Below are 22,406 nucleotides of genomic sequence, written 5' to 3' on the forward strand. Positions count from 1 at the left end.
TTTGCGTCGCGGGCCGGGCCGAGAGCGACCGCCGCATCGCTGTGCCGCCGGATCGACAAGCCGAGCGATGTCTCAACTGGCCTATCCAATAGGCGACTTGGTCGGCCGAGGCCAAGGTTGAGGTCGAGGTCGACGGTGACCGGCACGTCGAGTGGCCGGCAATCACGAACACGGCACGAGGGCCGGTACGGGACCGGCCCCGCAGAGCCCAACAGGGGAATCAGCATGGCAATCCGCAAGGCAACCAAGGCCGCACTCGGTATCAGCGCCATGGCGCTGTCGTTCGCCGCCGCCACCTCCGGTGTCGCCTTCGCCGGTCCGCACGACAACAACGGCGCCTCGGTGGCCGGTGTCGCGGGCGTGAGCCCGGACGAGGGCTGTACGCCCGGCTACTTCTGTATCTACACCGGCGCGAACTACACCGGAACCATGTTCCGCATGTACCACTGCGCCGAATACAACCTCAACAACTGGAACGGCGTTGGCTCCTGGATCAACGACAACACCGGCGGCGCACACGCGCTGATCCAGGACCGCAACTACAACACGCTGGTCGACACCGACCCCACCAACAACTGGTACAACGGCAGCTACAACTTCGCCCCGGTCTGGCACGTCAAGGCCTGCTGACGCCGGGACGGGACGGTGTGGGGGTACGGCACCCGCGCACCCCCACACACGGGCCGGGCCGACCGCAAAACGCCGTCCGCGTCAGACGTTGACCCCGTAGTCGGAGGCGATGCCGGCGAGCCCGGACGCGTAACCCTGGCCGACGGCGCGGAACTTCCACTCGGCGCCGTGCCGGTAGAGCTCTCCGAAGACCATCGCCGTCTCGGTCGAGGCGTCCTCGCTCAGGTCGTAGCGGGCCAGCTCGGTGCCGCCCGCCTGGTTGATCACGCGGATGTAGGCGTTGCGCACCTGGCCGAAGCTCTGGCCGCGTGCCTGGGCATCATGGATGGAGACCGGGAAGACGATCTTCGCGACGGGAGCCGGGACGGCGGAGAGGTCGATGTTGATGGTCTCGTCGTCGCCCTCGCCCTCACCGGTGAGGTTGTCGCCGGTGTGCCGCACCGAACCGTCGGGGCTTGTCAGGTTGTTGTAGAAGACGAAGTGGCTGTCGGAGAGCACCTTGCCGCTCTCGTTGCACAGCAGCGCGCTCGCGTCGAGGTCGTGGTCCGTGCCGGTGGTCGTCCGCACGTCCCAGCCCAGGCCCACCGTGACGGCCACGAGGCCGGGGGCTTCCTTGCTCAGCGAGACATTGCCGCCCTTGCCCAGGCTCACGCCCATGTTCTTCCTCCGTGGTTGTGCCTTTTCCGTCGTCCGGTTAGAACGTCCGGTACCCGGCTACGGTTCCACGATTGCGCAATTCCTGAAGTGATTCCCGGGTTGTTCGAGCCGAGGGCCGAAGTGTGCCGATGGGGGAGGTGCGATGAGGAGGTGCGATCAGGGGGCGCCGATCGGGGAGGTGTTGTTGGAACGCGGTGATCAGGAGGCGGGGCCCGCCGGGGGCGCTCCGGTGGTCGCGGCCCTGTACAGGGCCTGCGTGGCGGCGCCGAAGTACGCGCTGTAGGAGACCTGCGGGGTGTTGCCGCCGGTGTGGTAGCCGCCGATGACTCCGACCACCCCCCAGCCGCCCGGCCGCGCCACCAGCATCGGGCCGCCGCTGGTGCCGCCCACGAAACCGGCGCAGGCGATGCGCTCGAACGTGCCCGGGTCGGCCGCGTCGTCGCTGACCCACTTCGTGGTCTTGCTCAGACACTCCAGCGGCTTCTGCGCGCCACCGGGATACCCGATCATGCGCACGGGGGCGTGGGCGTACCCCGATCCGGTGAGGAGCTGAACGCCGCCGACCGCGTCCTCCAGCCGTTTGCCGTCCTGGTCGGGCTCGGTGACCGCGAACCCGAAGTCATAGGCGGCGCCCGCGTGTTCACCCTTGTCGTAGTACTCCTGCGAGACGTACACGCCGTTGTCCTCGACCGGGAAGACACCGAAAGGGGTGGTGCCGTCGTGGTACTGCGGCACGAAGGCGAGGTGCCGCTTGGGGGAACTGCCCGAGTACCCCTTCAGGCAGTGCCCGGCGCTGAGCACCAGGTTGCGGCCGGGGCTGCGCACCACTGATCCGCTGCACGTACGCCCCGTACCGGAGGCGTCCGTCCAGAAGAAGGTGCCCGCCTGGGGGATGCCGTCGAAGCTCTTGCTCGGGGGGATGATTTCGCCGGGCCGGGGCCCGTCCACGGTCGGCGCCGTGGTGCCGGCCCCCATGGAGTGATCCCGACCCGTGTCACCGGGACCTGTGTCACCCGGACCCTTGTCACCCGGACCTGTGTCGCCGGGCTGTGCGGCCTCCATACGGGCCGCGGTCCAGAAGGCGCCCAGCTCGGCGGCGTCCGGGCCCGGCGGTGTTGACGGGGCACCCGCTGCGAACGCGACGGGAGTCAGGCCGGCGGACAGCAGTACCGTGGCCGCGAGCGCGGCGGCACGTCGGATGTTCCTGGTCCTGCGCACCATCAATTCCTCTCTGCCCGGACACATGTGACGGCCCACCATACGGCGGCCATGCTGGTGTGCAGTAGTGCGCCGAGCCGCCCGGCGCGGCGCCCAGCGGCCGGCCGGACCGGTCAGTGCGATACGGGCCCGAAGGCCTGGTGGGCGGCGCGCCGCCACCGGTTGGCGGGCAGCTCGGGACGCAGCACGGCCAGCGCACCGCAGTACTTCGTGAACACGGCGGGACGCACCCGATGGGCGTGCAGCAGCCGGTCCGCCTCCGTGAGGTGTCCGGCGGACTTCGTCTCGACGAGTACGAGACCGGCGTCGGCGCGCACGGCCCGGTGGCTGCCCAGATCGACACACACCAGCCCGGCATCGCAGGTGATGCGCTGCCCGTCGGCCACGAACGTGGTCCGGAGGTAGTCGGTGGACAGCGAGGGCCCGAGCACGGTCGGCGCCTCGATCGCGTAGGCGTGCCGCAATGTGTCGGCGAGGAACACCCGCTGCGCGACGCCGAGCGGGGTGTCGGCCCCGGTGAGGGTGCGGCGGTGTTTGACCGTGTCTCCCCGGGCGCCCTTGAGCTTGATCTCGAACTGCCGCTCCCCGCTGTCCTCGTAGAGGCGTTCGCGGACCTTGAACCGCAGCCGGCGGCCCTGCCGGTGGTCGTGGAAGGAGCGCAGGCCGGGGGTGTCGTAGTACACCGAGTGGTAGCGGAAGGCCCGGCGCCCGTCGATGGCCAGCGCCCGGAAGGGGCCGCCCGGACGGTGGGCCTCGGTGAGCCGGCCGGCCACCCGGAGGAAGGTGCGGGCGGGCACCAGATAGCTGCGGTCGAAGCGGGTGAGCAGCGAGGACCGGTCGTTGAGCTCGGCCAGCGAGATCGGGTCGGCGCCCCACGCCGCCTCGTTGACGGCCCGCACGGCTTCGGCGGCCGGGGCGCCGGACTGCGCCGGGATCGCGGCCCGGGCGATGCTCACGCGGTGTCCAGGGCGGGCGCGGCCGGGCGCGGCGCCTCGGCGTGGACGGGCCGGCCCGGGGTGGCCGTGGGCGCGGCGACCGTCGCCAGCGGCTCGCGATAGCGGACGTCGACGACCATCAGGTCCCGTACGAAGTCGATCTCCATGACCGTCCAGTGCTGCGGCTCGCCCAGGCGCCGGGCGAGGTCGGCCCGCAGCGCCGACGGGTCGGTGTGGACGCGGTCCAGGGTGATGACCGTGCGGCGGGCGCGGGCGAACAGCCGTGGGTGGTCGGCGGCGTACACGACCAGGAGCAGGACGGCGCTCAGCGCCGCCGCCAGGGCGAACCGGAGATGGGGCAGACCGCAGATGAGGCCGAGCACCAGCGTGGTGAAGTAGTAGGCCACTTCCTGGTGTTGTACGGCGTCGGAGCGCAGCCGGATGATCGACAGGACGCCGAACAGGCCGAAGCCGAGCGCCATGCCGCCGCGTCCGCCCACTTCGGCGAGGGCCGCGACGATGGTGAACAAGGCGACGTTCAGGGCGAGATACGCGGGCACGAGGTCGCGCCGTCGGTGCCTCGGATAGTAGATCGCGAACGTGAGCAGGCAGATGGCGGTGAGGTCGAGCCCCAGATGGGCGGCGAGATGACGCAACGAGTCCATGGCTCCGCTCCCTGTATGCGTACGCGTACGCAGGTGTGCGTACGGAAAGAGAACCCAGACTCTAGGAGGCCAACGGGTGAACGTTCGCCGGCTCGTCAGCGAATCCAACGGATCGTTGATGTATCCGAGTGGTCATTGGCCAATTCCGGTGTGTGGCTGACGAGTTCAGCACTCTTGCGGTGCTCGGTTCGCGGTCCCGCCTCCGCCGGCCCGTGCCCCCTCTCAACAGGTGCCATAGGCAGTTCGCTATGGATGTGTTCCCGGGACGCCTCTTGGACGCCGGGCGCGCCGCCTGTTCTTCTGGTGGCATGCGAGACAACACGACACGCCTTGCCGCCCTGCGCCGCTCCCCTGCGAAGTGGCCCGCCGCGCTGCTCGCCCTCGCGGTGCTCAGCACGGGGACCGCCTCCACCGCGCAGGCGGCCGAAGCCAGGGGCCACACCGCCGCCCACGCCCCCTCGTGGCCGGCGCCGCTCCATGGGGGCAGCACCCATGATGTGGCGGACGCACTGCGGCAGTTGGAAGCCACCCATGACGTACGCATCGGCGCGTACGCCCTCGACACCGGGACCGGACGGACCGTCAGCTACCGGGGCAACGAAAGCTTCCCCTCGCTGTCCACCTTCAAGGCCATGGCCTGTGCGGCCGTGCTCGACCGGGCCCGGCACGTCGAGCCGGGGCTCCTCGACAAGGTCGTCCACTGGAGCGCCGGCGACGAGGTCGCCAACTCGCCGGTCACCAAGGGGCAGGGCGACAAGGGGATGACGGTCGCCGAACTCTGCCGGGCGGCCATCACCCAGAGCGACAACACCGCGGGCAACATGGTGCTCCACCAGATCGGTGGCCCCCAGGGCATGACCCGCTACTACCGGTCCCTCGGGGACCCGGTCTCGCGCCTGGACCGCTGGGAGCCCGAGCTGAACGACTGGCGGCCCGGCGAACAGCGCGACACCACGGCTCCCGCCGCCATGGGGCGCGACCTCGCGAGGACCTCCCTCGGACGCGGTCTGGCGCCGGCCGACCGGGACACCCTGAACACCTGGCTGCGGGCCACCGTCACCGGCGGCGAGCGCATCCGGGCCGGGCTGCCCGAGGACTGGACCGTCGGCGACAAGACCGGCACGACCGATGCGTACGGCTCCGCCAACGACATCGCCGTGGCGTGGCCGAAGTCGGGCCACCCCGTGATCATCGCGATCTACACCAGCCACAAGGCCGCCGACGCCCCCACGGACAACGCGGTGATCGCGAACACCGCGTCCACGCTCGTGCGGGGCCTGGGGCTGCCGACCTCCTGATGGGTGGAGCGGGGGTGCTGGGCTCCGGGGAGGGGAGGCCGGGTCCGGGTGGGCCCGCCTTCCGGCGCGTCCCGGCGTGCCGCCCGGCCGGGGGTCTGCGAGGGTCGGCCTGGTGCCCCGTGGCGCTGGGGCCCGGCACCCTCCGCACAAGGAAGTGAGAGCAAGGCATGGAGAAGTTCTCTCTGGAAGCGATCGCCCGCGCTCAGCTGAAGGCCGCCCGGGATGCCGGGTCCGGGCGCAGCGCGTCCACCGTGATCGGCGGGCACGAGCGTGTGCTGCGCCAGACGGTCATGGCCCTGACCGAGGGGAGCACGCTCGGCGAGCACGGCCACGGGGGCGAGGCCACGCTGCTGGTGTGGACGGGCCGGATCCGGCTCGTCGCCGGGGAGGACACGTGGGAGGGCCGGCACGGGGATCTCCTCGCGGTACCGGCCACATCCCACACCGTGGAGGCACTGGAGGACTCGGCGTTCCTCCTGACCGTCGCGATGGCCTGACACCGCCGACACCGCCGACACCGCCGACACCGCCGACACCGCCGACACCGGCGACAACGGCGACACCGGCGACACCGGCGACACCGGCGCGGGGCGCCCTCGCCCAGGAGGTGCCCCCTTACGGGGCGGCCCTCACCGGGCCCTGACGCCGAGCCGAGTGGGCTTCGTCCGCGCGGGCGATGGATGGGCGGTACGCGGGGCGGACCCTGGACTTGGCCGCCGCAGGAGCGACCGAACCAGGAGAACGAGCCCCGAGAAGCGAGGACCTTCATGAACGCCGTCCGCAGTTCGCGCCCCGCCCGCAGCGCGCGACCCGCCCCCGCGCCGGTGCCCCCTCAGGCCCTGAACCATCCCCGCAGCCTCGCCGCCTTCCGCGGCACGAAGGCACTCGTCGGGGCCTACCTGGGGATCAGCGTGCTCACGCTGGCGGCCATCGTCCTGCTCCGCGACGACTCGGCCGAGGTGAACTCCGCCGTGTGGGTCCGGGGAACCATCGTGGTTGTCAGCGCGCTCGTGACGTTCCTGTGCGCCCTCCGCGCGGGCCGGGGGTCTCGCTCGGCGTATCGCAGGCTCAGGGTCATCTCCGGCGTCATGGTCGTGGCGATCGCGGCCGTCATCGCGCTGCCGGGGGCCTTCCCCGCGTGGATGAAGGCCGAACAAGCGGTCTGCGGACTGCTCCTGCTCGCCGTGATGGCCCTGATCAACGGCAAACACCTCCGGTCGGTCTTCGCCCCCTCCCACTGACCGACTCCGTCCTGCCCAAGGCCTGGTCGACCCGCAGCACGGCCCGTCCGGCATCCGGGCTGCCGGCGCGATGTGCCGGCCGATACCTTGGCCCGCGCCCTCGCGGTCCGGCGTGGATGCGGTCAGGAGGAGTGGATGCGGTCAGGAGGAGAAGCCCACATGGACGTGGTCGTGGTGGGTGTCGTCCGAGAAGAACTGGTTGGCCGTGGCGCCGCCCGTCAGCCGCACAGGGCCGCCCACGTTGTACGAACCGGCCGCCGCCGCGGCCCGCATGAACGAAGTGATCAGGGAGCGTGAGGTCGCCGGGTCGACGACGGGGCGGCCGTCGATGCGCCACACGTCGAAGGCGCGGCCCAGCGGATGGTCGCTCGGCCGGTCGGTACCGAACACGTCCAGCGGGTGCCCGGAGCGCACGACACTGACCGAAAGCCGGTAGGTTCCCGCGAGTTGGAGCATCGCGCGCAACGCGCTGTCGTGCACGGCACCGCTGCGGATGTCGGCGACCGAGGCCGGTGGCAGCTCGATGCGGGACTGGGCGAGTACCTCCCGGGCCGCCGAGTCCAGGGCCGCGGCGGGACCCGGGGCCGCGGGGTGCAGGGAGGTGACGGCCCAGCCGCCGGAGTCACGGCTGAGCCGCACGTCGACCGTCGTGCCCCCGTGGTGCACGGACGAGCCGGTCAGCGTCGGCTGGTCGCAGACGACCAGCACGCTCGCGGTGTCGGGCAGGATCCCGCCGTACTGGGCGTCGATCACCCGGACCACCGCCGCATCCGCGGATGGCGCCAACGACCCTGATTCCTGGGCCAGTTGAGCGGCCAGAGCGTCGGAGACGCCCAGTTCGGCGACGCGCGCCGCGGCCGCCTCCCGGCCGCCCTTGCCGGCGGGCCAGGTACCCAGTGCCTCGACGAGCCGCACGGCGGCGAGTTTGGCGGCGGGCTCGATCTCGCCCGGCCCGGGCCGCCACGGCACGGCCCTGGGCAGCACGTCCGGCGGGCTCGCGGAGACGGACGGCGAGCCGGAGGAGGACGCCGAGCCGGCCGGGGAAGCGGTGGAAGGCGTGCGCGAGCCGGTACCCGTTGACGCGGCGGCGGGCGAGGGCTTGCCCCCGCTCGAACAGGCCGCGGTGGCCACGCACCAGGCAGCCGTGCCGAGGAGCACCGCACGCCGCCCGGGGGCTCCGGGCGAAGGCCGGCTTGATGGGGGAGGCAGAACCATGGCCGGCTCCTCGGACGCGCGGGCGTACGGAAATGCCGCCAGTATCCGCCCGCCCGGCCCTCGCGCCGCGCACCTCGCCGCACGGCCGTCCGGATCCGTGTCGCCGGGTGCCCCGCCGCACGCGCCGAACGTGCCGGTGACGGCACATCCCGCCGTCCCTGTCCAGCGCCGCTTCGCGCCACCGGAACGCGCGTTTCGCCGTGGGCCGTGCGCGCGGGTCATCATGGGGGCGCAGTGCCGGCCGGCGTACTGCTCGTCGTACGCGGTGCGGTACCGCCCGCAACTCGGAGGAACACCATGGCCCGCAGGGTCCACCAACCGCTGGAGAACAAGGAGTTCGACTTCATCCTCGCCATGTCCGACGGCCCGGTGCTCGCCTACTTCAGCGGGACCTGGCCCAAGGCCCTCAAGGCGTGCAAGGAGATGGACCCGGTCGTGGGCGAGGCCGCCGAGGCGTACGCGGGGCGCCTGACCGCCGTCAAGGTCGACATGACGCGTTGCCCGGAACCGGTGCGGCGCTACGAGGTCACGGCCGCGCCCTCGGTCGTCCTGATCAAGGAAGGGGAGGCCGTGGCCCTGGCGGCGGGCGCGATGGACGGCGCCGAGCTGACGGCCTTCCTGGACAGCCACCTCTGAAGGCTCGCAGGTCAGGAGCGAGGGGCGGCACCCCGGCGGCCCGGGTCAGGGCCTGAGGGCGACGGTCACCACGAGCGGCGGGCGACGCCGTTCGGCCGCCCAGTCGCGGCTGTGCGCATGGGCCGGGTCGGCGACGCCCTCCGCCTCGTCCGGGGTCGGATGGTGCTGCGCGACGGGGGTGAAACCAGCACGCTCCAGGAGGGCGGAGATCGCGCCGGGGGGCCAGGCGTGATTGGGCATGGTCTGCCACGTCCCGTCGGTGCGGCGAAGTCGTACGGTCATGGGCCGGCCGGGGGCGTAGGTGACACCGGGTTCGCCGACCTTCAGCGAGGCGTACTCGATGCCGCTGCCCGCCGGGTCGGTGGTCAGCAGGACGAGCGGGGCGCCCGGCCGCAGCAGCCGGTGGATCTCGCCGAACACGCCGAGGACGGTCCGCTCGTCGGGCAGCGACGCCAGGACGTGGTTGCACATCGCCGCGTCCGCGCACCCGTCGGACAGACCGTCCGCGCGACCTTCCGTGACCAGGTGGTACTCGGCGTCCGGGGTGCCTCGTTCGCGGGCCAGGGCGAGCATGTCGGGGGAGGCGTCCACGCCGATGACGCGCATGCCGAGCCGCCGGGCGGCGTGTTCGGCGACCGTGCCGGGCCCGCAGCCGAAGTCAAGGAGTACCCCGCCCGCCCTGCTCCGCTCGGCCAGCGCCCGGAACACGAACGGATAGCCGACCAGCCAGTCGGTCGCCGCGTCCACCGCGGCGAAGGCCCGCGCACCCGCACGCCCGGACCAGGCCCGCGGACCTCCGGCGGCCGGCCGCTCCCCTCGGGAGGCCGGCCGCTCGCCCTCGGGAGCAGGCCGCTCATCTGCTGGTTCCTGCGGCATGGTCTGGTCCCGTCTCTCGGATGCCCGGGGGATGCCTCTCGCCGGACGGGGGTTCTTCCATCATCGAATCCCTACGGGCGGGGCGCACCCTATTGCGTGGGCGTGGGCGTGGGCAGCCGTTCGATCGCCACCATCGCGGCGTCGTCGCCCAACGTCCCGGTCGGGGTGTGGGCGAGCAGGTCGTCGCGGAGGTGACTCAGCAGGGCGCGGGGTCCGGTGCCGCGCCAAGCGGCCGCGCGTTCGGCCAGGGGATAGAAACCGCCCGCCTCGTCGCGCGCTTCGAGTACGCCGTCGGTGTGGAGGAGCAGGATGTCGCCGGGCTCGAACGGGAAGCCCTGCGGGGTGAGTTGGGACTCCGTGAGGCCGCTGAGCCCGAGGGGCGGCGCCGGATGGTCGACCTCCAGGGGGATGACCCGGCCGCCGCGCAGGAGCAGTGGCGAGGGGTGTCCGCAGTTCACCAGCTGGACGGCGTGTCCGAGATCCGGGATGTCGATGAGGGCGGCGGTGATGAACGCCTCGCTGTGGTCGTCGAAGCCGACGGAGGACTGGTGGGCCTGGTCCAGGTCCGGTGCCACCGCACGTTCGAGATATTCGACGAGACCCGGCAGATCGGCCTCCTGATGGGCGGCGGCCCGGAACGCGCCGAGCACAAGCGCCGCGTCCCCCACCGCGTCGAGGCCCTTGCCCCGTACGTCACCGATGATGAGCCGGGTGCCGTGCGAGGTACGGGCGGCGGCGTACAGGTCGCCCCCGATCTGGGCGTCCGCCGCCGCGGCCAGGTACACGCTCGCGATGCGCAGCGGGCCGAGCCGTTCGCGCAGCGGCCGCAGCACGACCTGCTGGGCGGCCTCGGCGACCGAACGCAACTGCACGAGCTGCTTCTCGTGCACCTCGCGCAGATGGGCGAACAACGTCACGAACACCGAGATCAGGAGCAGCGTGATGATCTGGAAGGTGTGGTTGAGATCGGTGACGCTGCCGCGCACCATCGCGACGACCACCTGCGCCAGCACGGCGACCGCGCCGATGAACCCGGTGGTCCTGGGCCCGGCGAACGACGCCGTGACGGCGGGGGCGGCGGCCAGGAACGGGCCGAGGTGCACATCGGGCGGGACGAGCAGATCGCCCGCCGTGACGATCGCGATCATCGCGAGCGGCACCGCGAGGAGAGCATGCCGCGGCGCCAGGGAGCGGCGGCGGGCCGCGCGCAGTGCCTGAAGATCCATCACCCCTGCATACACCGGACGGCCGCCCACACACGGCAAGCCCGGCCGAGTGTGCCGCGAGCACACGTCGCGCGGCCCGCCGCCCCGCCGGGCCCGGCCTCGGCGCACACTGATCACGGACAGTGCGGCGACGAGCGGCCGGAGCGCACCCGCGCGACGATCCGGTCGCTCCCACCGCGAGAGCGCGAACGAAAAGGTGCGACCACATGGACAGGGCCGTGGACAGCAACGCGAACGGGAACAGCGACGGGCACGGAGGCGAGGCCCGGGAAACCGGCGGGGCGGGGGGCGAGCGGAGTGACGCGCCCCTGGGGCTCGCCCCCGCGATCCACTGCCGCGCGGTGATGGCGGAGACCGAGCGCTTCGTGGCGGCCGTCGAGGGCGCGGACCTTGCGACACCGGTGCCGAGCTGCCCCGGCTGGACCCTCGTCGATTTGATCCGGCACACCGGGAGCGTGCAGCGCATGTTCTCCGGACTGCTGCGGCAGCGCGTCCAGGAGCGGCCGCTCACCCGCGACACCGCACTCGAACTGCCGGCGAGCGAAGACGGCTACCCCGCCTGGCTGAGGGCCAGTGCGCAGGTCGCGGCCCAGGTGTTCGCCGACACCGACCCCGACGCTCCCATGTGGGTGTGGGGCGCCGACCCCCACGCCAGGTTCTGGATGCGCCGGATGCTGTGCGAGACGCTGATGCACCGGGTGGACGCGGAGCTCGCCGTCGGCCTCCGGCCCGTCATCGACCCCGCGCTCGCCGCCGACGCGGTGGACGAGTTCCTGGTGAACCTGCCCTTCGCCGCGTCGTTCGCGCCGGGGACCGCCGAGCTGCGCGGCCAGGGCGAGACCATCCGCTTCCGCTGTACGGACCGGGCCGGTGAGTGGCTGATCCGCCTGCGCCCCGACGGGTTCGGACTCGACCCGAGCCCCGCGAAGGCGGCCGGTACGGAGTCGGCGGACGCCACCGTCGCGGGCCCCGCCGCCGATCTGCTCCTTTTCCTCTACGGACGCCTCGACCGCGGCGCGGACGCCTTGGAGACTTCCGGCCACGACGGCCTGCTCCAGCGCTGGGTGACCAACTCCGCCTTCTGACAGCCATCGTGAGGAGTGGTGGTCGCGGCGGGCGAGGAGCCCGCGGGCCGGACCGGAGCCTCGCGGACGGGCCTGGCCCCGGATCGGCGGCTGGGGCATGCCACACACCCAACTGCCCTTGTGGAAAAGGCAGTTGGGTTGTCGGGGTAAGGGTGGGGTGTAGGCCGGTGGTGGCTAGTTGTAGCTAGTTGTGGCCGAACTTCCGCGGCTGCTTGTGCGAGACCTCCGGCGTCGAGTGCATCGCCCCCGACACGGTGGCGGTCTGCGCCTGCTCCTTGACCTCGGCGGTGGTCGTCGTCGTGGTCCGGTCATGGCCGCCGGTGCGTGCGCCCCGGTTCTGACGGGTCTGCTTCTTGCTCATCGTGGTCGCCCCCTGCTGGGCAGGTCGGAGGTTGAGCCACTTCCACGCTCGCACGCGCCCCGGTAGATCGCATTCCGGGCCGTCGGCGTGCGGCGAGGCGCCCGCCGACTGTCCGCCGACGCGTCCGGTCGGCGTCCGCGAAACGGTCACCGGGCGCTCCCGGTTCGACCGGTCCGGCACCGCGTAGGCGCCGGCGTCACCTTCGTTGTGCGGCTGCCCTTCGGGGCGTGGGGCCGTCGTCCATGAGCGCCTCCATGACGAGGCGGATCCCGCGCGCGAGGCGGCCGAGCTGCTCGAGTTCCATCGCGTACATCCTGATGGTGTTCTCGATGACGGCCGGTGCCACGCCCAGGGTGGGCAATTCGGCGCGGCTGGTCTGGAGGGCCACGCGCACCGCGCGGATCTCGTGCTGCACCTGGATCTGTGCGTGGCGTGCCAGCAGGACGTGGTGGCGGACCAGGGGCGAGTAGCCGGCGTAGCGGGCCGGCAGCAGGTCGCGCAGCCAACGGGTGGCGGTGCGCTCCCAGTCACGGCTCCCGGGCGATTTGACCTGACAGGGCCAGTCCGGGCTGAGGGAGGTGGTGGCCGTAGGGGACATTCTCGTCGCTTCCGATGGTTGTCGAACTCTGATCGAGAGGTGGGGGCGGCCCCGGCTCAGGGGTTAGCCGGAGCCGCCACGGGCGTGCCACCGGATCCGACAGCCTGGATCGGACAGCCGGCGCGGCGTGAGGAGGGGGGCGCCACGCCGGTTGTTCGTTCTCAGAGGGACTGGGGTCGCTCTCCTTGGCAGGGGGGAGTCGGTGACCGCCACGGCTCAGTAAACATATATACCGTTGAGTAAACAAGGGTATGAAAAAATTCATGCGCTGTTGCGGTGTGAAGATCTTGCGAGCCGTCCCGGACGAATCCGGCCCCGGGGGAAGAAACGGAAGAGTCGACTCAGTGCGACGAAAGGCCTGGTCAGGGAAACGGATGCGCGGCTGGGGGCGGCGGCCGGGCCCGGCTTAGAGGAAGAAGCCGTGCTTGTCGGCGGCCTGCTCGTACTCCTCGAGGCGCGCCTGCGTCCGCTCCGGGTCGGCGTCGGCCATCGCCTGCAGGATCGCCGCCGCGAGAACGCCCGGTGCCGCGTACGAGTCGAACACGAGCCGTGAGCCGGTGCCCGCGGTCAGCGCCACATCGGCCTCGTCGACGAGCGGGCCGAGCGTGGTGTCCGTGACCAGCGCGATGCGCAGCCCGGCGCTGCGGGCGGTGCGCAGCGCGGAGAGGGTCTCCTTCGCGTGCCGGGGCATGGCGAAGGCGAGCACCCACGTTCCACCCGCCGAACGGGACTGCAGCAGCGCGTCGTAGGCGACGCTGCCGCCGCGCGTCACCAGCCGCACATCGGGGTGGATGCGCCGGGCCGCGTACGCGAAGTACTCGGCGAGGGACACGGAGATGCGCAGGCCGAGGACGGTCAGCGGCACCGAAAGGGCCAGCTCGCGGCCGATCTCCAGGACCTGGGTGGTGTTGGCGACCAGCCGGCGCACGTTCTCCAGGTTCTCGATCTCGGCGTCCACCGCCGCCTGGAGCTCGTTGTGCTTGCTCTCCTCGCGGCCCTCGGGGGTGCCGGCGACCGCGCTCAGGGCGAGCGGCTGGAGGACTTCGCGCAGCGCGGGATAGCCGCTGTAGCCGAGGGAGGAGGCGAACCGGGTCACGGACGGCTGGCTCACGCCGACCCGTTCCGCGAGCTCGGTGATCGAGAGGAACGCGGCGTCGGTGAGGTGGTCGATGAGGTACTGGGCGATGCGCCGCTGCCCGGGGGAGAGCCGGTGGCCGTCGAACAGCGCACGGACCCGGTCCGCCGGAGCGCGCTCGTAGTCCGAGGACTCGCCGCTCGGCGTGATCGCGGCCGACTGGGCGCGTACCTGCTGCCCCGATGACACCGGCGGGCCTCCTTCTCATGCCACGTGTGCTCAAAACATAGCTCACCCTTGTGGCGGACCAGCCCAAATTCCACCACTGACCTGGCTACTTCGATGTGGTCCACGGCCACGACAACCCCGGCGGACACGAGGGTGAAGGTGCCTGGCCGAGGTTCGTCCACGCCGGGGTGTGGTCGCCCGGGAGTAAACCCGGTGGGGGTATGGTCGGCCGGGCAGGAACGAGCCGTACGAGCAAGGGAAGGCGGGGCAGCCGTGGACAGCGGACGGACGCGCGGGGTCGGGTTCTCCCGGTTCCTCGTGCTGTGTGCCGTCCTGTTCGGGCTCTTCTCCATGCATGGTGCTCCGGCCAGTGCCGCCGGGGGCTGCCACGGTGACCTGGCCATGGCGACACCCATGGGCGCGCCAATGAGCATGGGTCACGCGACCATGTGGGGCGACCACATCGGCCGGCAGGCCACCTCCGTCACCCCACCCATGAGTGGCGAGGTATGTGTGTCCACGCCCGCCCGGGACCGCCTGCCGGCGGCCGCGGCCGGGCTGTTCGGGGTGCTCGGCCTGGTGGTCCTCGTCGTCCGGGGTCTCGCCGGGCGTCGTACGACCCCCTTCGCGCGGGCCCGGCGCGGACCACCCCTCCACGGCAGAGGTCTGCTCCTTCAGGTGTGTGTCGCACGGACGTGACAGGCGCTCTCGGCCCGGCCCCGGCCGGACCGGCCATGTGTGCCCTGCCCGTTCGTGCGCCCCAGCAGGGGCGCGACCACCTGGAAAGAACACCATTCGATGTCCCTCGCCCTCGCTTTCGCCGCCCGCCGCCGCACGCTCGCGGCCGTCGGCGCCGTCGCCGCCCTCACCGTCGCCCTGGCGGGCTGCGGTTCCTCCGGCGGTTCCCCCTCCCAGGACCCGGCCATGTCCGGCATGAACCACGGACCGAGCAGCGCCGCGTCCCCCAACTCCCCTTCCGCCAAAGCCCCGTCGGCATCCGGCGCGTTCAACGACGCCGACGTGACGTTCGCGCAGCAGATGATCCCGCACCACCAGCAGGCCCTGGAGATGGCCCGCCTCGCCGACGGCCGCGCCGCCGACTCCGAGGTCAAGAGCCTGGCCGCCGCGATCCAGAAGGCCCAGGACCCCGAGATCGCCACGATGAGGGGCTGGCTCACGTCGTGGGGCAAGCCGCTGCCTTCGCCTTCGGCCTCCTCCATGGGGGACATGCCCGGGATGCACCACGACTCGTCCGGCATGGCGGGGATGATGTCCGACCAGGACATGAGCGCCCTCAAGTCCGCGAAGGGCAAGGACTTCGACAAGAAGTTCGCCCAGCTGATGATCGGCCACCATCAGGGCGCGGTCACCATGGCCAAGGACGAGCAGAGCAACGGGGCCAACCCCGACGCGAAGAAGCTCGCGGGCAATGTCATCGCGGCACAGAACGCCGAAATCGAGCAGATGAACAAGATCGTGGAGCGACTCCGGTAACCCGCACGACCGCGATAGCCCGCACGACAGTGGTAACCCCGGCAACGCCGTCACCTCCGGCACGAGCGTCCTGACCGGAGGGCGCGGGCGCCGGGGGAGCGGCGGTTCCGGTCCCGTGCCGAGGCGCGGGGCCGGAACCCGGCCGCCGAGAATCAACTCCCGCGCACCTCCCAGGGAAGGCACGCCATGGATGCCGTACTGCACGCCTTGCGCATCACCGGTTCGATGACCTGGGAGATCACCTGGGCGCTGGTCCTGGGCTTCGCCCTGTCCGCCGTCGTGCAGGCGGTGGTGCGCAAGTCCACGGTCGTCGCCCTGCTCGGCGACGACCGGCCGCGCACCCTCGCCCTCGCCGCCGGCCTCGGCGCGGCCTCGTCCTCCTGCTCGTACGCCGCCGTCGCGCTCGCCCGCTCCCTCTTTCGCAAGGGCGCCCACTTCACCGCGGCGATGGCCTTCGAGATCGCCTCGACCAACCTCGTCGTCGAACTCGGCGTGATTCTGGCCCTGTTGATGGGCTGGCAGTTCACCGCGGCCGAGTTCGTCGGCGGCCCCGTCATGATCGTGCTGCTCGCCGTGCTCTTCCGGCTCTTCCTGCGCGACCGACTGCTCGTCCAGGCGCGCGAGCAGGCCGAGCGGGGCCTCGCCGGGTCGATGGAGGGGCACGCCGCGATGGACATGTCCGTACGGAAGGAGGGCTCGTTCGCCGGGCGGCTGTTCTCGGCCGAGGGCTTCACCTCCACCGCGCACGTCTTCGTCATGGAATGGGCGGCGATTCTGCGCGATCTCGTCGTCGGGCTGCTCATCGCCGGCGCGATCGCCGCATGGGTGCCGGACTCCTTCTGGCGTACGTTCTTCTTCGACGGGCACCCGCTGGCGTCCAAGCTCTGGGGGCCGCTGATCGGCCCGCTCGTCGCCATCGCCTCGTTCGTCTGCTCCATCGGCAACGTGCCGCTCGCGGTGGTCCTGTGGAAGGGCGGCATTAGCTTCGGCGGGGTGGTCGCGTTCATCTTCGCGGACCTGCTGATCCTGCCGATCCTCTCCATCTACCGGAAGTACTACGGCGCCCGCATGGCAGCCTTTCTGCTCGGCACGTTCTATCTGGCGATGGTCGTCGCCGGATATGTGGTCGAGTTCGTCTTCGGCGGCCTCGGCCTCGTGCCCGACCCCGACTCGGCGACCATCCCCATGGACGGTGTGGCCTGGAACTACACGACGTGGCTCAACGTGGTGTTCCTGTTGCTGGCCGGGGTCCTGCTCGTGCGCTTCTTCCGTACGGGTGGGAGGGAGATGCTGCGCATGATGGGCGGGGCGGCGCCCGGAGGCGGCGACTAGGCATCGCCCAAGGGGCCGCGACTACCAGGCACCGTGACCGCCATCACGATGCTCGACCGCGGCAGCGCCGGCTTCCCCAGCAAGGTGCGCCCGAGGCACGGGGAACCAAGCGGCGGCCCGTCCCGGAGGCTCACCCCGGTGTACATGAGGAGGGATTCCTACGGCGCCCTGTCGTACGACGTGACGGTGCGACTGGGTGCCACCAACGCCATCGCGAACGCCTATCACTACGGAGACCCGCAGGCCGTCGAGCTGCCCGACGCGTTCTTGTCGTCGCCGGCACAACCGGCCCTTGGCTTCACGCCCCGCACGGACACCCGGCGGGGGCCTGAGCGTGTCCATGCCTCGGTCGCGGCAGGCATGAGGGGCTGTCCAGCCGATCCCGCCGGGCCGGTGCCCGCTCGCTGGAGACGGGCACCTGTGTGAGGCGGGCTGTCGTTTCTTCTCAGGAGAAGACGACCGAGCTGAGCTTGAGCTTGTCGCCGAGCTTGGTGCCCGGCTTCATGACGTAGTAGGTGTCGCCCTCGCAGTCGGCCTCCAGGAAGACGGTCGCGGTGGAGGTGGTGAAGTTCCGGGGCGAGTGGCCGGGGGCGTCCCCCGAGGTGCCGGGCAGATCGATGCAGCGACCGCTCGCCGGGTCGGCGACGCCCGCTTCCTGGCCCGCACCGGTCTTGTACAGGAAGTCGCCGGTGGTGGCGTGTGCGGAAGTCGGTACGGCCAGGGCCAGCAGGAGTGCGCCGGCGGCCGCGCCGAGGGTCTGGTGAAGACGCATGAGCTCGATGTCCTTTGATGAGGGGGAACCGTTCGGTCCGAGCCTGCCCGCCGGGCCGCCCCCTCTCGAAGCCATGACCACCCCGGTTCCCCCGGTTGGAGCAGTGAGGTATCGATACTGCCTACGCCGTGTGGTTCCGCCGGTACGAGCGGACGTGAAGGAGCCAAGGGGACGGCGGCCGCCCCCTGGTGGTGCTCGTCCGGACGACGGGTCAGGCCTCAGTCGGCGACGCGGCTCGCCGTCTCCGGGGCCGCACCCGAGTCCGGCTCTGCGTGTGGGTGTGGATGCGGGCACGGGGACGCGGCCGGGCTCAGGAGCAGGGGCAGGTAGACGTCATCCACGATGTCCGTGATGAACTCGTCCGGCACCGGGGCGCCGAACAGCAGGAACTGGTTGCGCAGCAGGTCGGTCGCGACCGTGGCCCGCCGCGACGTGAGGACCCACGGCTCGACCTCGCCGCGTGCGACGGCCCGCTCGAGGATGACGTGGACCGTCGACGGGCGGACGGTGTGGACCCGCTCCCGGATCAATTCGGCCAACTCCGGGTCGCGGGTCATCTCCCCGAGCAGCCCGCGCATGATCCCGCCGAGCGGGCTGGCCATCGTGGCCGCCATCTGGCGCAGCAGGATCAGCGTGTCGCCGCGCAGCCCACCGGTGTCGGGCAGGTCGAGCTCGGAGATCTTGCCCAACTTGCAGGCATCCAGGACCAGTTGGGCCCGACCGGGCCAGCGGCGGTAGACGGCGGCCTTGCCGGTACGGGCCCGGGCGGCCACCCGCTCCATGGTCAGCGCTGCGTAGCCGGATTCGGTGAGCTCGTCCAAGGTCGCCCGCAGAATGGCTCGTTCCAGTTCCTCGCCGCGCCGGCGTGGGCCTTTGCGGTGGTCAACGGGTGGTTCGGTGGCCGGGCCGGTGCTGCTGGGCACCCATGCCTCCCGGGTGTGTCCGATAGGGGCCGTTGCGTTCTCAAGGGGGCTCAGCCTAGCCTCTCACTTAGAGAACTGACCGTTCTTTAACGTCTGAGGTTTCGAGGGATTCGATGACCGACACGACCGAGACGACCACAACCTTGCAGACGGCCGAGGCGCCCGCTTTCCCGGCCGACCGGACCTGCCCCTATCAACTGCCCGATTCCTACAGCCAGTTGAGGGACCAGCCCGACGCGCTGAGCCCGGTGACCCTGTTCGACGGCCGACGCGCCTGGGTGGTGACCAAGCACGAGACCGCGCGCAGGTTACTCGCGGACCCGCGGCTCTCCTCCGACCGCAACGACGCCCACTTTCCCGCCACTTCGCCGCGCTTCCAGGCCATCCGCGCGGGCCGCCCGGCCTTCATCGGCATGGACCCGCCCGAGCACGGGCCCCGGCGGCGGATGACGATCAGCGAATTCACCGTGAAGCGCATCAAGGGAATGCGTCCGGACGTCGAGCGCATCGTGCACGGCTTCATCGACGAGATGCTCGCCGCGGGCCCGCCCGCCGACCTGGTCAGCCAGTTCGCACTCCCCGTTCCCTCCATGGTGATCTGCGAACTGCTCGGTGTTCCGTACGCCGACCACGACTTCTTCCAGGACGCGAGCAGGCGCCTCGTGCAGTCGACGGACATGCGGAGCGCGGTCACCGCCCGCGAGGACCTCGACCGCTACCTGGACGGGCTCATCACCAGGATGCAGGCCAAGCCCGGCCCCGGCCTCCTGAACACCCTGGTGAACAAGCAGTTGGCGGCGGGTGAGATCGACCGCGAGGAGCTGGTCTCGACCGCGCTGCTGCTGCTCGTCGCCGGTCATGAGACCACGGCCTCGATGACCTCGCTCAGCGTGATCACCCTGCTCGAACACCCCGACCAGCACGCCGCGTTGCGGGCTGACCCCGCTCTGGTGCCCGGCGCCGTGGAGGAGCTGCTGCGCTACCTGGCCATCGCGGACATCGCCGGTGGGCGCATAGCCACGGCCGACATCGAGGTCGACGGCAAGGTCATCCGTGCGGGCGAGGGGGTCATCGTCACCAACTCCATTGCCAATCGCGACGGTTCGGTCTTCGAGAACCCGGACAGCCTCGACGTGCACCGCACGGCACGCCACCACCTCTCCTTCGGGTACGGAGTGCACCAGTGCCTCGGCCAGAACCTGGCCCGGCTCGAACTCGAAGTCATCCTCACCGCGCTGTTCGACCGTATTCCGACGCTGCGTCTTGCCGTCCCCGTGGAGCGGCTCGCCCTGCGGCCGGGCACGACGATCCAGGGCGTCAACGAGCTCCCGGTCACCTGGTGACCGGGGTGGAAGGAGTCCCCATGCGGGTGTCAGCCGACCGTGATGTGTGCGTCGGCGCCGGGCTGTGTGCCCTCACCGCGCCCGGCGTCTTCGACCAGGACGACGACGGCCTCGTCGACGTCCTCACACCGGATCCCGACCGGAACCAACAGCCCGCCGCCCGCCAGGCCGGCAACCTCTGTCCGTCCGGCGCGGTCCACATCACCGAATAGGGCACAGCCCCCATCGGGACCCGGCACCCATGGGCCCGCCATCCATGGGCCCGGCACCCATGGGCCCGGCACCCATGCACCCGGTACCTACAGATCCGGCACCCATGGGTGCCGAACCCATGGGCCCCGCACCCCAGGGCACGCCTCCGTCCGGGCCGGAGCCGCACGGTCGGTCCCGGCCCGGCCCGGCCGGGCCAAGCCTTCGGCAAGGCCGGATGGCGCCCTAGGGCGCCTCCCGCTCCGCGTCGGCCCACAGGTGATCGAGGGTGTCGACCACGAGACGGCACACCGTGTCCGGGTCCGCGCTCGCCAGAGGCTCGCGCGCGACGACCGTTCGCATGAGGCCGATGCCGAGCAGCCACGCCATGGCCAGATCGGCGCGCAGGGCGCCGTCCTTGGCGCCGGAGAGCGCGGCCAGCGCGCTCTGGTAGCGCTCGCCCAGCTCACGCAGCGTCCCGGTCGCCTCGTCGCCCCGCCCGATGGAGCGCAGATAGACCTCAAGGGACCGGTCGGCGGTCCCCGCGGCACTGCTCGTCAGCATCGAGCGCAGCGCGGTCTCGAAGAGTTCCTCGGGCGGCGTGGCGCGAAACTGCTCCAGGCCGCCCTGTGCGACGACCTCCGTCAGCAGTCCCTGCTTGGACCCGAAGTACCGGAACAGCAAAGCCTGGTTGGCGCCCGCGCGTTCGGCGATCTCGCGGACCGTCGCCCCTTCGTAACCGCGTTCCGCGAACAGATCCCGTGCCGCGTCGAGCAGTCGCCGGCGGGTGGCTCCGGCGTCGCGGCGGCGCTCGCCGGCGGGCGGGTCGGGCGCTTCTTCCATGGGAGGTCCTCTCAGACGGCCCGTCAGGATAACGGCCACAATGCGCCGTTGACCGGTCAGGGGGGCACCCCTACCGTTGTAAGCAGCTGCTTACATCTGGGAGGCCGCAGTGACGACAGCCGACATCACACCCCTCGCCTATCCCTTCAACACCTCCGACGGACTCCAGCTCGCCGACGAGTACGAGCGCGTGCGCGAACTGCCGGGTCTGTTACGCGTCCAGCTGCCGTACGGCGAGTCCGCCTGGCTGGTCACCCGCTACGCGGACGCCCGGCTCGTCCTCGGCGACCAGCGCTTCAGCCGGGCCGCGGGCGCCGAGCACGACGAGCCGCGCCAGTCCGAGGGCCGCACCAACAGCGGGATCCTCGGCATGGACCCGCCGGACCACACCCGGCTGCGCTCCCTGGTGGCGCGGGCGTTCACCGTCCGCCAGATCGAGAAGCTCCGGCCGCAGGTCCGCGAGCTCACCGCGAGCCTGCTCGACGACATGGAGGCGGCCGGCGCGCCCGCCGACCTCGTGGACTCCTACGCGCTGCCCCTGCCGGTGGCGGTGATCTGCCGACTCCTCGGCGTGCCCACCGAGGACCGCCCGCGCTTCCGGGTGTGGAGCGACGCGGCCCTGTCCACGAGCTCGCTCACGGCCGCCGAGTTCGAGGCCAACCGTGAGGAACTGCGCGCCTACATGGGCGAGTTGATCGCCCTGCACCGCCAGGAACCGCAGGACGACCTGATGACCGCGCTCATCGAGGCCAGGGACGGCGGCGACCGCCTCACCGAGCTCGAACTCGTCGACCTGTGCGTGGCGGTCCTGGTGGCAGGACACGAGACCACCGCGTCCCAGATCCCCAACTTCACCCTCACCCTGCTCGACCACCCCGAGCAGCTCGCCCAGCTCAGGGCCCGCCCGGAGCTGATCGCGAACGCGGTGGAGGAGCTGCTCCGCTTCGTGCCGCTGGGCAGCGGCGCCGGCCAGGCGCGGTACGCCACCGAGGACGTCGAGGTGGGCGGCACCCTGGTCCGGGCCGGTACCCCGGTCCTGGTCGCGACCGGCGCCGCCAACCGCGACGCGCTGCGCTTCAGCGCCCCCGGCGTCCTCGACATCGCCCGCGAGGGCAACCAGCACCTCGGTTTCGGCCACGGAGTCCACCACTGCCTGGGCGCCCCGCTGGCCCGCCTCGAACTCCAGGAGGCGCTGAGCGCGCTCATCACCCGCTTCCCGGGCCTGAAGCTGGCCGGCGACATCACGTGGAAGTCGGAGATGCTGGTCCGGGGTCCGCGCGTCATGCCGGTCGCGTGGTGACCGCCATGACCTGGACCGTACGCGTGGACCCACAGCTCTGTCTGGCCTCGGGCATGTGTGCCGGAGCTGCCCCCGACGTCTTCGCGCTCGACACGGAGCACGCACGGGTGCTGCCCGACGCGATCGAGCCGGACGAGCGGATCCTGGACGTCGCCGACGCCTGCCCCGCCCAGGCGATCACCGTGCACGACGGAAGCGCCGTCATCGGCCCGCGCCGCGACTGACGCCCGGCCCGGGCGGGCGCGGGCGACCTCCGTACCGGGCGG

The 22,406-nt window shown here is 71.5% G+C and carries 26 protein-coding genes; 13 read left to right on the forward strand and 13 right to left on the reverse strand.

Annotated elements, in window-relative coordinates; genetic code table 11:
• Window positions 1–225: 225 nt before the first annotated feature.
• A complete protein-coding gene (locus ACFYZA_RS02345; protein ID WP_388486423.1) occupies window positions 226–630 on the forward strand; it encodes a peptidase inhibitor family I36 protein in 405 nt (134 codons plus the stop codon).
• Between the two features lie 81 nt (window positions 631–711).
• Here the strand turns inward: ACFYZA_RS02345 and ACFYZA_RS02350 are convergent, their stop codons facing one another.
• The 4 genes from ACFYZA_RS02350 to ACFYZA_RS02365 form a co-directional block, all read right to left on the reverse strand.
• A complete protein-coding gene (locus ACFYZA_RS02350; RefSeq protein ID WP_382584406.1) occupies window positions 712–1,287 on the reverse strand; it encodes a TerD family protein in 576 nt (191 codons plus the stop codon).
• A 198-nt stretch (window positions 1,288–1,485) separates the two neighbouring features.
• Window positions 1,486–2,508 carry a trypsin-like serine peptidase gene (locus ACFYZA_RS02355; protein ID WP_382584404.1) on the reverse strand — a complete coding sequence of 341 codons (1,023 nt, stop codon included), beginning with the start codon at window positions 2,506–2,508 and terminating at the stop codon, window positions 1,486–1,488.
• 110 nt (window positions 2,509–2,618) lie between these two features.
• Window positions 2,619–3,461 carry a polyphosphate polymerase domain-containing protein gene (locus ACFYZA_RS02360; RefSeq protein WP_388486425.1) on the reverse strand — a complete coding sequence of 281 codons (843 nt, stop codon included), beginning with the start codon at window positions 3,459–3,461 and terminating at the stop codon, window positions 2,619–2,621.
• The gene (locus tag ACFYZA_RS02365) at window positions 3,458–4,105 is read right to left on the reverse strand and encodes a DUF4956 domain-containing protein (RefSeq protein ID WP_382584398.1); all 648 of its coding nucleotides are present in this window, start codon (window positions 4,103–4,105) and stop codon (window positions 3,458–3,460) included. Before ACFYZA_RS02365 ends, ACFYZA_RS02360 begins: the two co-directional genes overlap by 4 nt.
• Before the next feature lie 308 nt (window positions 4,106–4,413).
• Between ACFYZA_RS02365 and bla the strand changes: the two genes are divergently transcribed.
• The 3 genes from bla to ACFYZA_RS02380 all read left to right on the forward strand — a co-directional run bounded on the left by bla (window position 4,414) and on the right by ACFYZA_RS02380 (window position 6,644).
• Window positions 4,414–5,403 (forward strand): class A beta-lactamase, encoded by a 990-nt coding sequence (gene bla / locus ACFYZA_RS02370; RefSeq protein WP_388486427.1) that lies wholly within the window; start codon window positions 4,414–4,416, stop codon window positions 5,401–5,403.
• 167 nt (window positions 5,404–5,570) lie between these two features.
• The gene (locus tag ACFYZA_RS02375; RefSeq protein ID WP_382584393.1) at window positions 5,571–5,900 is read left to right on the forward strand and encodes a LuxR family transcriptional regulator; all 330 of its coding nucleotides are present in this window, start codon (window positions 5,571–5,573) and stop codon (window positions 5,898–5,900) included.
• A gap of 270 nt (window positions 5,901–6,170) precedes the next feature.
• Window positions 6,171–6,644, forward strand: coding sequence for a hypothetical protein (locus ACFYZA_RS02380; RefSeq protein WP_382584390.1), 474 nt, complete (start codon window positions 6,171–6,173; stop codon window positions 6,642–6,644).
• Window positions 6,645–6,785: 141 nt separating this feature from the next.
• Here ACFYZA_RS02380 and ACFYZA_RS02385 read toward each other — a convergent pair whose 3' ends face one another.
• Complete coding sequence (locus ACFYZA_RS02385; protein ID WP_388486430.1) at window positions 6,786–7,859, reverse strand: hypothetical protein; 1,074 nt, start codon at window positions 7,857–7,859, stop codon at window positions 6,786–6,788.
• A 297-nt stretch (window positions 7,860–8,156) separates the two neighbouring features.
• Between ACFYZA_RS02385 and ACFYZA_RS02390 the strand changes: the two genes are divergently transcribed.
• Entirely contained in the window at window positions 8,157–8,495 is a 339-nt protein-coding gene (locus tag ACFYZA_RS02390) for a thioredoxin family protein (RefSeq protein WP_388486432.1), read from the forward strand.
• A gap of 45 nt (window positions 8,496–8,540) precedes the next feature.
• Here ACFYZA_RS02390 and ACFYZA_RS02395 read toward each other — a convergent pair whose 3' ends face one another.
• Window positions 8,541–9,371 carry a class I SAM-dependent methyltransferase gene (locus tag ACFYZA_RS02395; RefSeq protein WP_388486435.1) on the reverse strand — a complete coding sequence of 277 codons (831 nt, stop codon included), beginning with the start codon at window positions 9,369–9,371 and terminating at the stop codon, window positions 8,541–8,543.
• Window positions 9,372–9,460: 89 nt separating this feature from the next.
• Window positions 9,461–10,597, reverse strand: a complete 1,137-nt coding sequence (locus tag ACFYZA_RS02400) for a PP2C family protein-serine/threonine phosphatase (protein ID WP_388486437.1) — start codon at window positions 10,595–10,597, stop codon at window positions 9,461–9,463.
• 206 nt (window positions 10,598–10,803) lie between these two features.
• On the opposite strand from ACFYZA_RS02400, the gene ACFYZA_RS02405 reads away from it, so the two are divergent.
• Window positions 10,804–11,682, forward strand: a complete 879-nt coding sequence (locus tag ACFYZA_RS02405; RefSeq protein WP_388486439.1) for a maleylpyruvate isomerase family mycothiol-dependent enzyme — start codon at window positions 10,804–10,806, stop codon at window positions 11,680–11,682.
• Between the two features lie 184 nt (window positions 11,683–11,866).
• On the opposite strand, the gene ACFYZA_RS02410 is transcribed toward ACFYZA_RS02405, so the two are convergent.
• The 3 genes from ACFYZA_RS02410 to ACFYZA_RS02420 all read right to left on the reverse strand — a co-directional run bounded on the left by ACFYZA_RS02410 (window position 11,867) and on the right by ACFYZA_RS02420 (window position 13,965).
• Window positions 11,867–12,043 (reverse strand): hypothetical protein, encoded by a 177-nt coding sequence (locus tag ACFYZA_RS02410; RefSeq protein WP_382584372.1) that lies wholly within the window; start codon window positions 12,041–12,043, stop codon window positions 11,867–11,869.
• A gap of 196 nt (window positions 12,044–12,239) precedes the next feature.
• On the reverse strand, window positions 12,240–12,641 hold the full coding sequence (locus ACFYZA_RS02415) for a hypothetical protein (RefSeq protein WP_382584369.1): 402 nt from the start codon (window positions 12,639–12,641) through the stop codon (window positions 12,240–12,242).
• Window positions 12,642–13,047: 406 nt separating this feature from the next.
• Complete coding sequence (locus ACFYZA_RS02420) at window positions 13,048–13,965, reverse strand: MurR/RpiR family transcriptional regulator (RefSeq protein WP_382584365.1); 918 nt, start codon at window positions 13,963–13,965, stop codon at window positions 13,048–13,050.
• Window positions 13,966–14,217: 252 nt separating this feature from the next.
• On the opposite strand from ACFYZA_RS02420, the gene ACFYZA_RS02425 reads away from it, so the two are divergent.
• From ACFYZA_RS02425 to ACFYZA_RS02435, 3 genes are all read left to right on the forward strand, one after another.
• Window positions 14,218–14,643, forward strand: coding sequence for a hypothetical protein (locus ACFYZA_RS02425; protein WP_382584362.1), 426 nt, complete (start codon window positions 14,218–14,220; stop codon window positions 14,641–14,643).
• Between the two features lie 99 nt (window positions 14,644–14,742).
• Complete coding sequence (locus tag ACFYZA_RS02430; RefSeq protein WP_388486442.1) at window positions 14,743–15,438, forward strand: DUF305 domain-containing protein; 696 nt, start codon at window positions 14,743–14,745, stop codon at window positions 15,436–15,438.
• Between the two features lie 186 nt (window positions 15,439–15,624).
• Window positions 15,625–16,770, forward strand: a complete 1,146-nt coding sequence (locus ACFYZA_RS02435; protein ID WP_388486444.1) for a permease — start codon at window positions 15,625–15,627, stop codon at window positions 16,768–16,770.
• 445 nt (window positions 16,771–17,215) lie between these two features.
• Here ACFYZA_RS02435 and ACFYZA_RS02440 read toward each other — a convergent pair whose 3' ends face one another.
• On the reverse strand, window positions 17,216–17,542 hold the full coding sequence (locus ACFYZA_RS02440; RefSeq protein WP_388486445.1) for a hypothetical protein: 327 nt from the start codon (window positions 17,540–17,542) through the stop codon (window positions 17,216–17,218).
• Window positions 17,543–17,760: 218 nt separating this feature from the next.
• A complete protein-coding gene (locus ACFYZA_RS02445; protein ID WP_388486447.1) occupies window positions 17,761–18,465 on the reverse strand; it encodes a TetR/AcrR family transcriptional regulator in 705 nt (234 codons plus the stop codon).
• Window positions 18,466–18,578: 113 nt separating this feature from the next.
• Between ACFYZA_RS02445 and ACFYZA_RS02450 the strand changes: the two genes are divergently transcribed.
• On the forward strand, window positions 18,579–19,808 hold the full coding sequence (locus ACFYZA_RS02450; protein WP_382584348.1) for a cytochrome P450: 1,230 nt from the start codon (window positions 18,579–18,581) through the stop codon (window positions 19,806–19,808).
• Window positions 19,809–19,828: 20 nt separating this feature from the next.
• Window positions 19,829–20,020 carry a ferredoxin gene (locus ACFYZA_RS02455; protein ID WP_382584345.1) on the forward strand — a complete coding sequence of 64 codons (192 nt, stop codon included), beginning with the start codon at window positions 19,829–19,831 and terminating at the stop codon, window positions 20,018–20,020.
• Window positions 20,021–20,243: 223 nt separating this feature from the next.
• On the opposite strand, the gene ACFYZA_RS02460 is transcribed toward ACFYZA_RS02455, so the two are convergent.
• Window positions 20,244–20,840, reverse strand: coding sequence for a TetR/AcrR family transcriptional regulator (locus tag ACFYZA_RS02460; RefSeq protein ID WP_382584342.1), 597 nt, complete (start codon window positions 20,838–20,840; stop codon window positions 20,244–20,246).
• A 109-nt stretch (window positions 20,841–20,949) separates the two neighbouring features.
• Between ACFYZA_RS02460 and ACFYZA_RS02465 the strand changes: the two genes are divergently transcribed.
• Window positions 20,950–22,140, forward strand: coding sequence for a cytochrome P450 (locus ACFYZA_RS02465; protein ID WP_382584339.1), 1,191 nt, complete (start codon window positions 20,950–20,952; stop codon window positions 22,138–22,140).
• Between the two features lie 5 nt (window positions 22,141–22,145).
• A complete protein-coding gene (locus ACFYZA_RS02470) occupies window positions 22,146–22,364 on the forward strand; it encodes a ferredoxin (RefSeq protein WP_382584336.1) in 219 nt (72 codons plus the stop codon).
• The last annotated feature ends 42 nt before the right edge of the window (window positions 22,365–22,406 follow it).

The sequence above is a fragment of the Streptomyces sp. NPDC001828 genome (assembly GCF_042892175.1).
Lineage (GTDB): Bacteria > Actinomycetota > Actinomycetes > Streptomycetales > Streptomycetaceae > Streptomyces.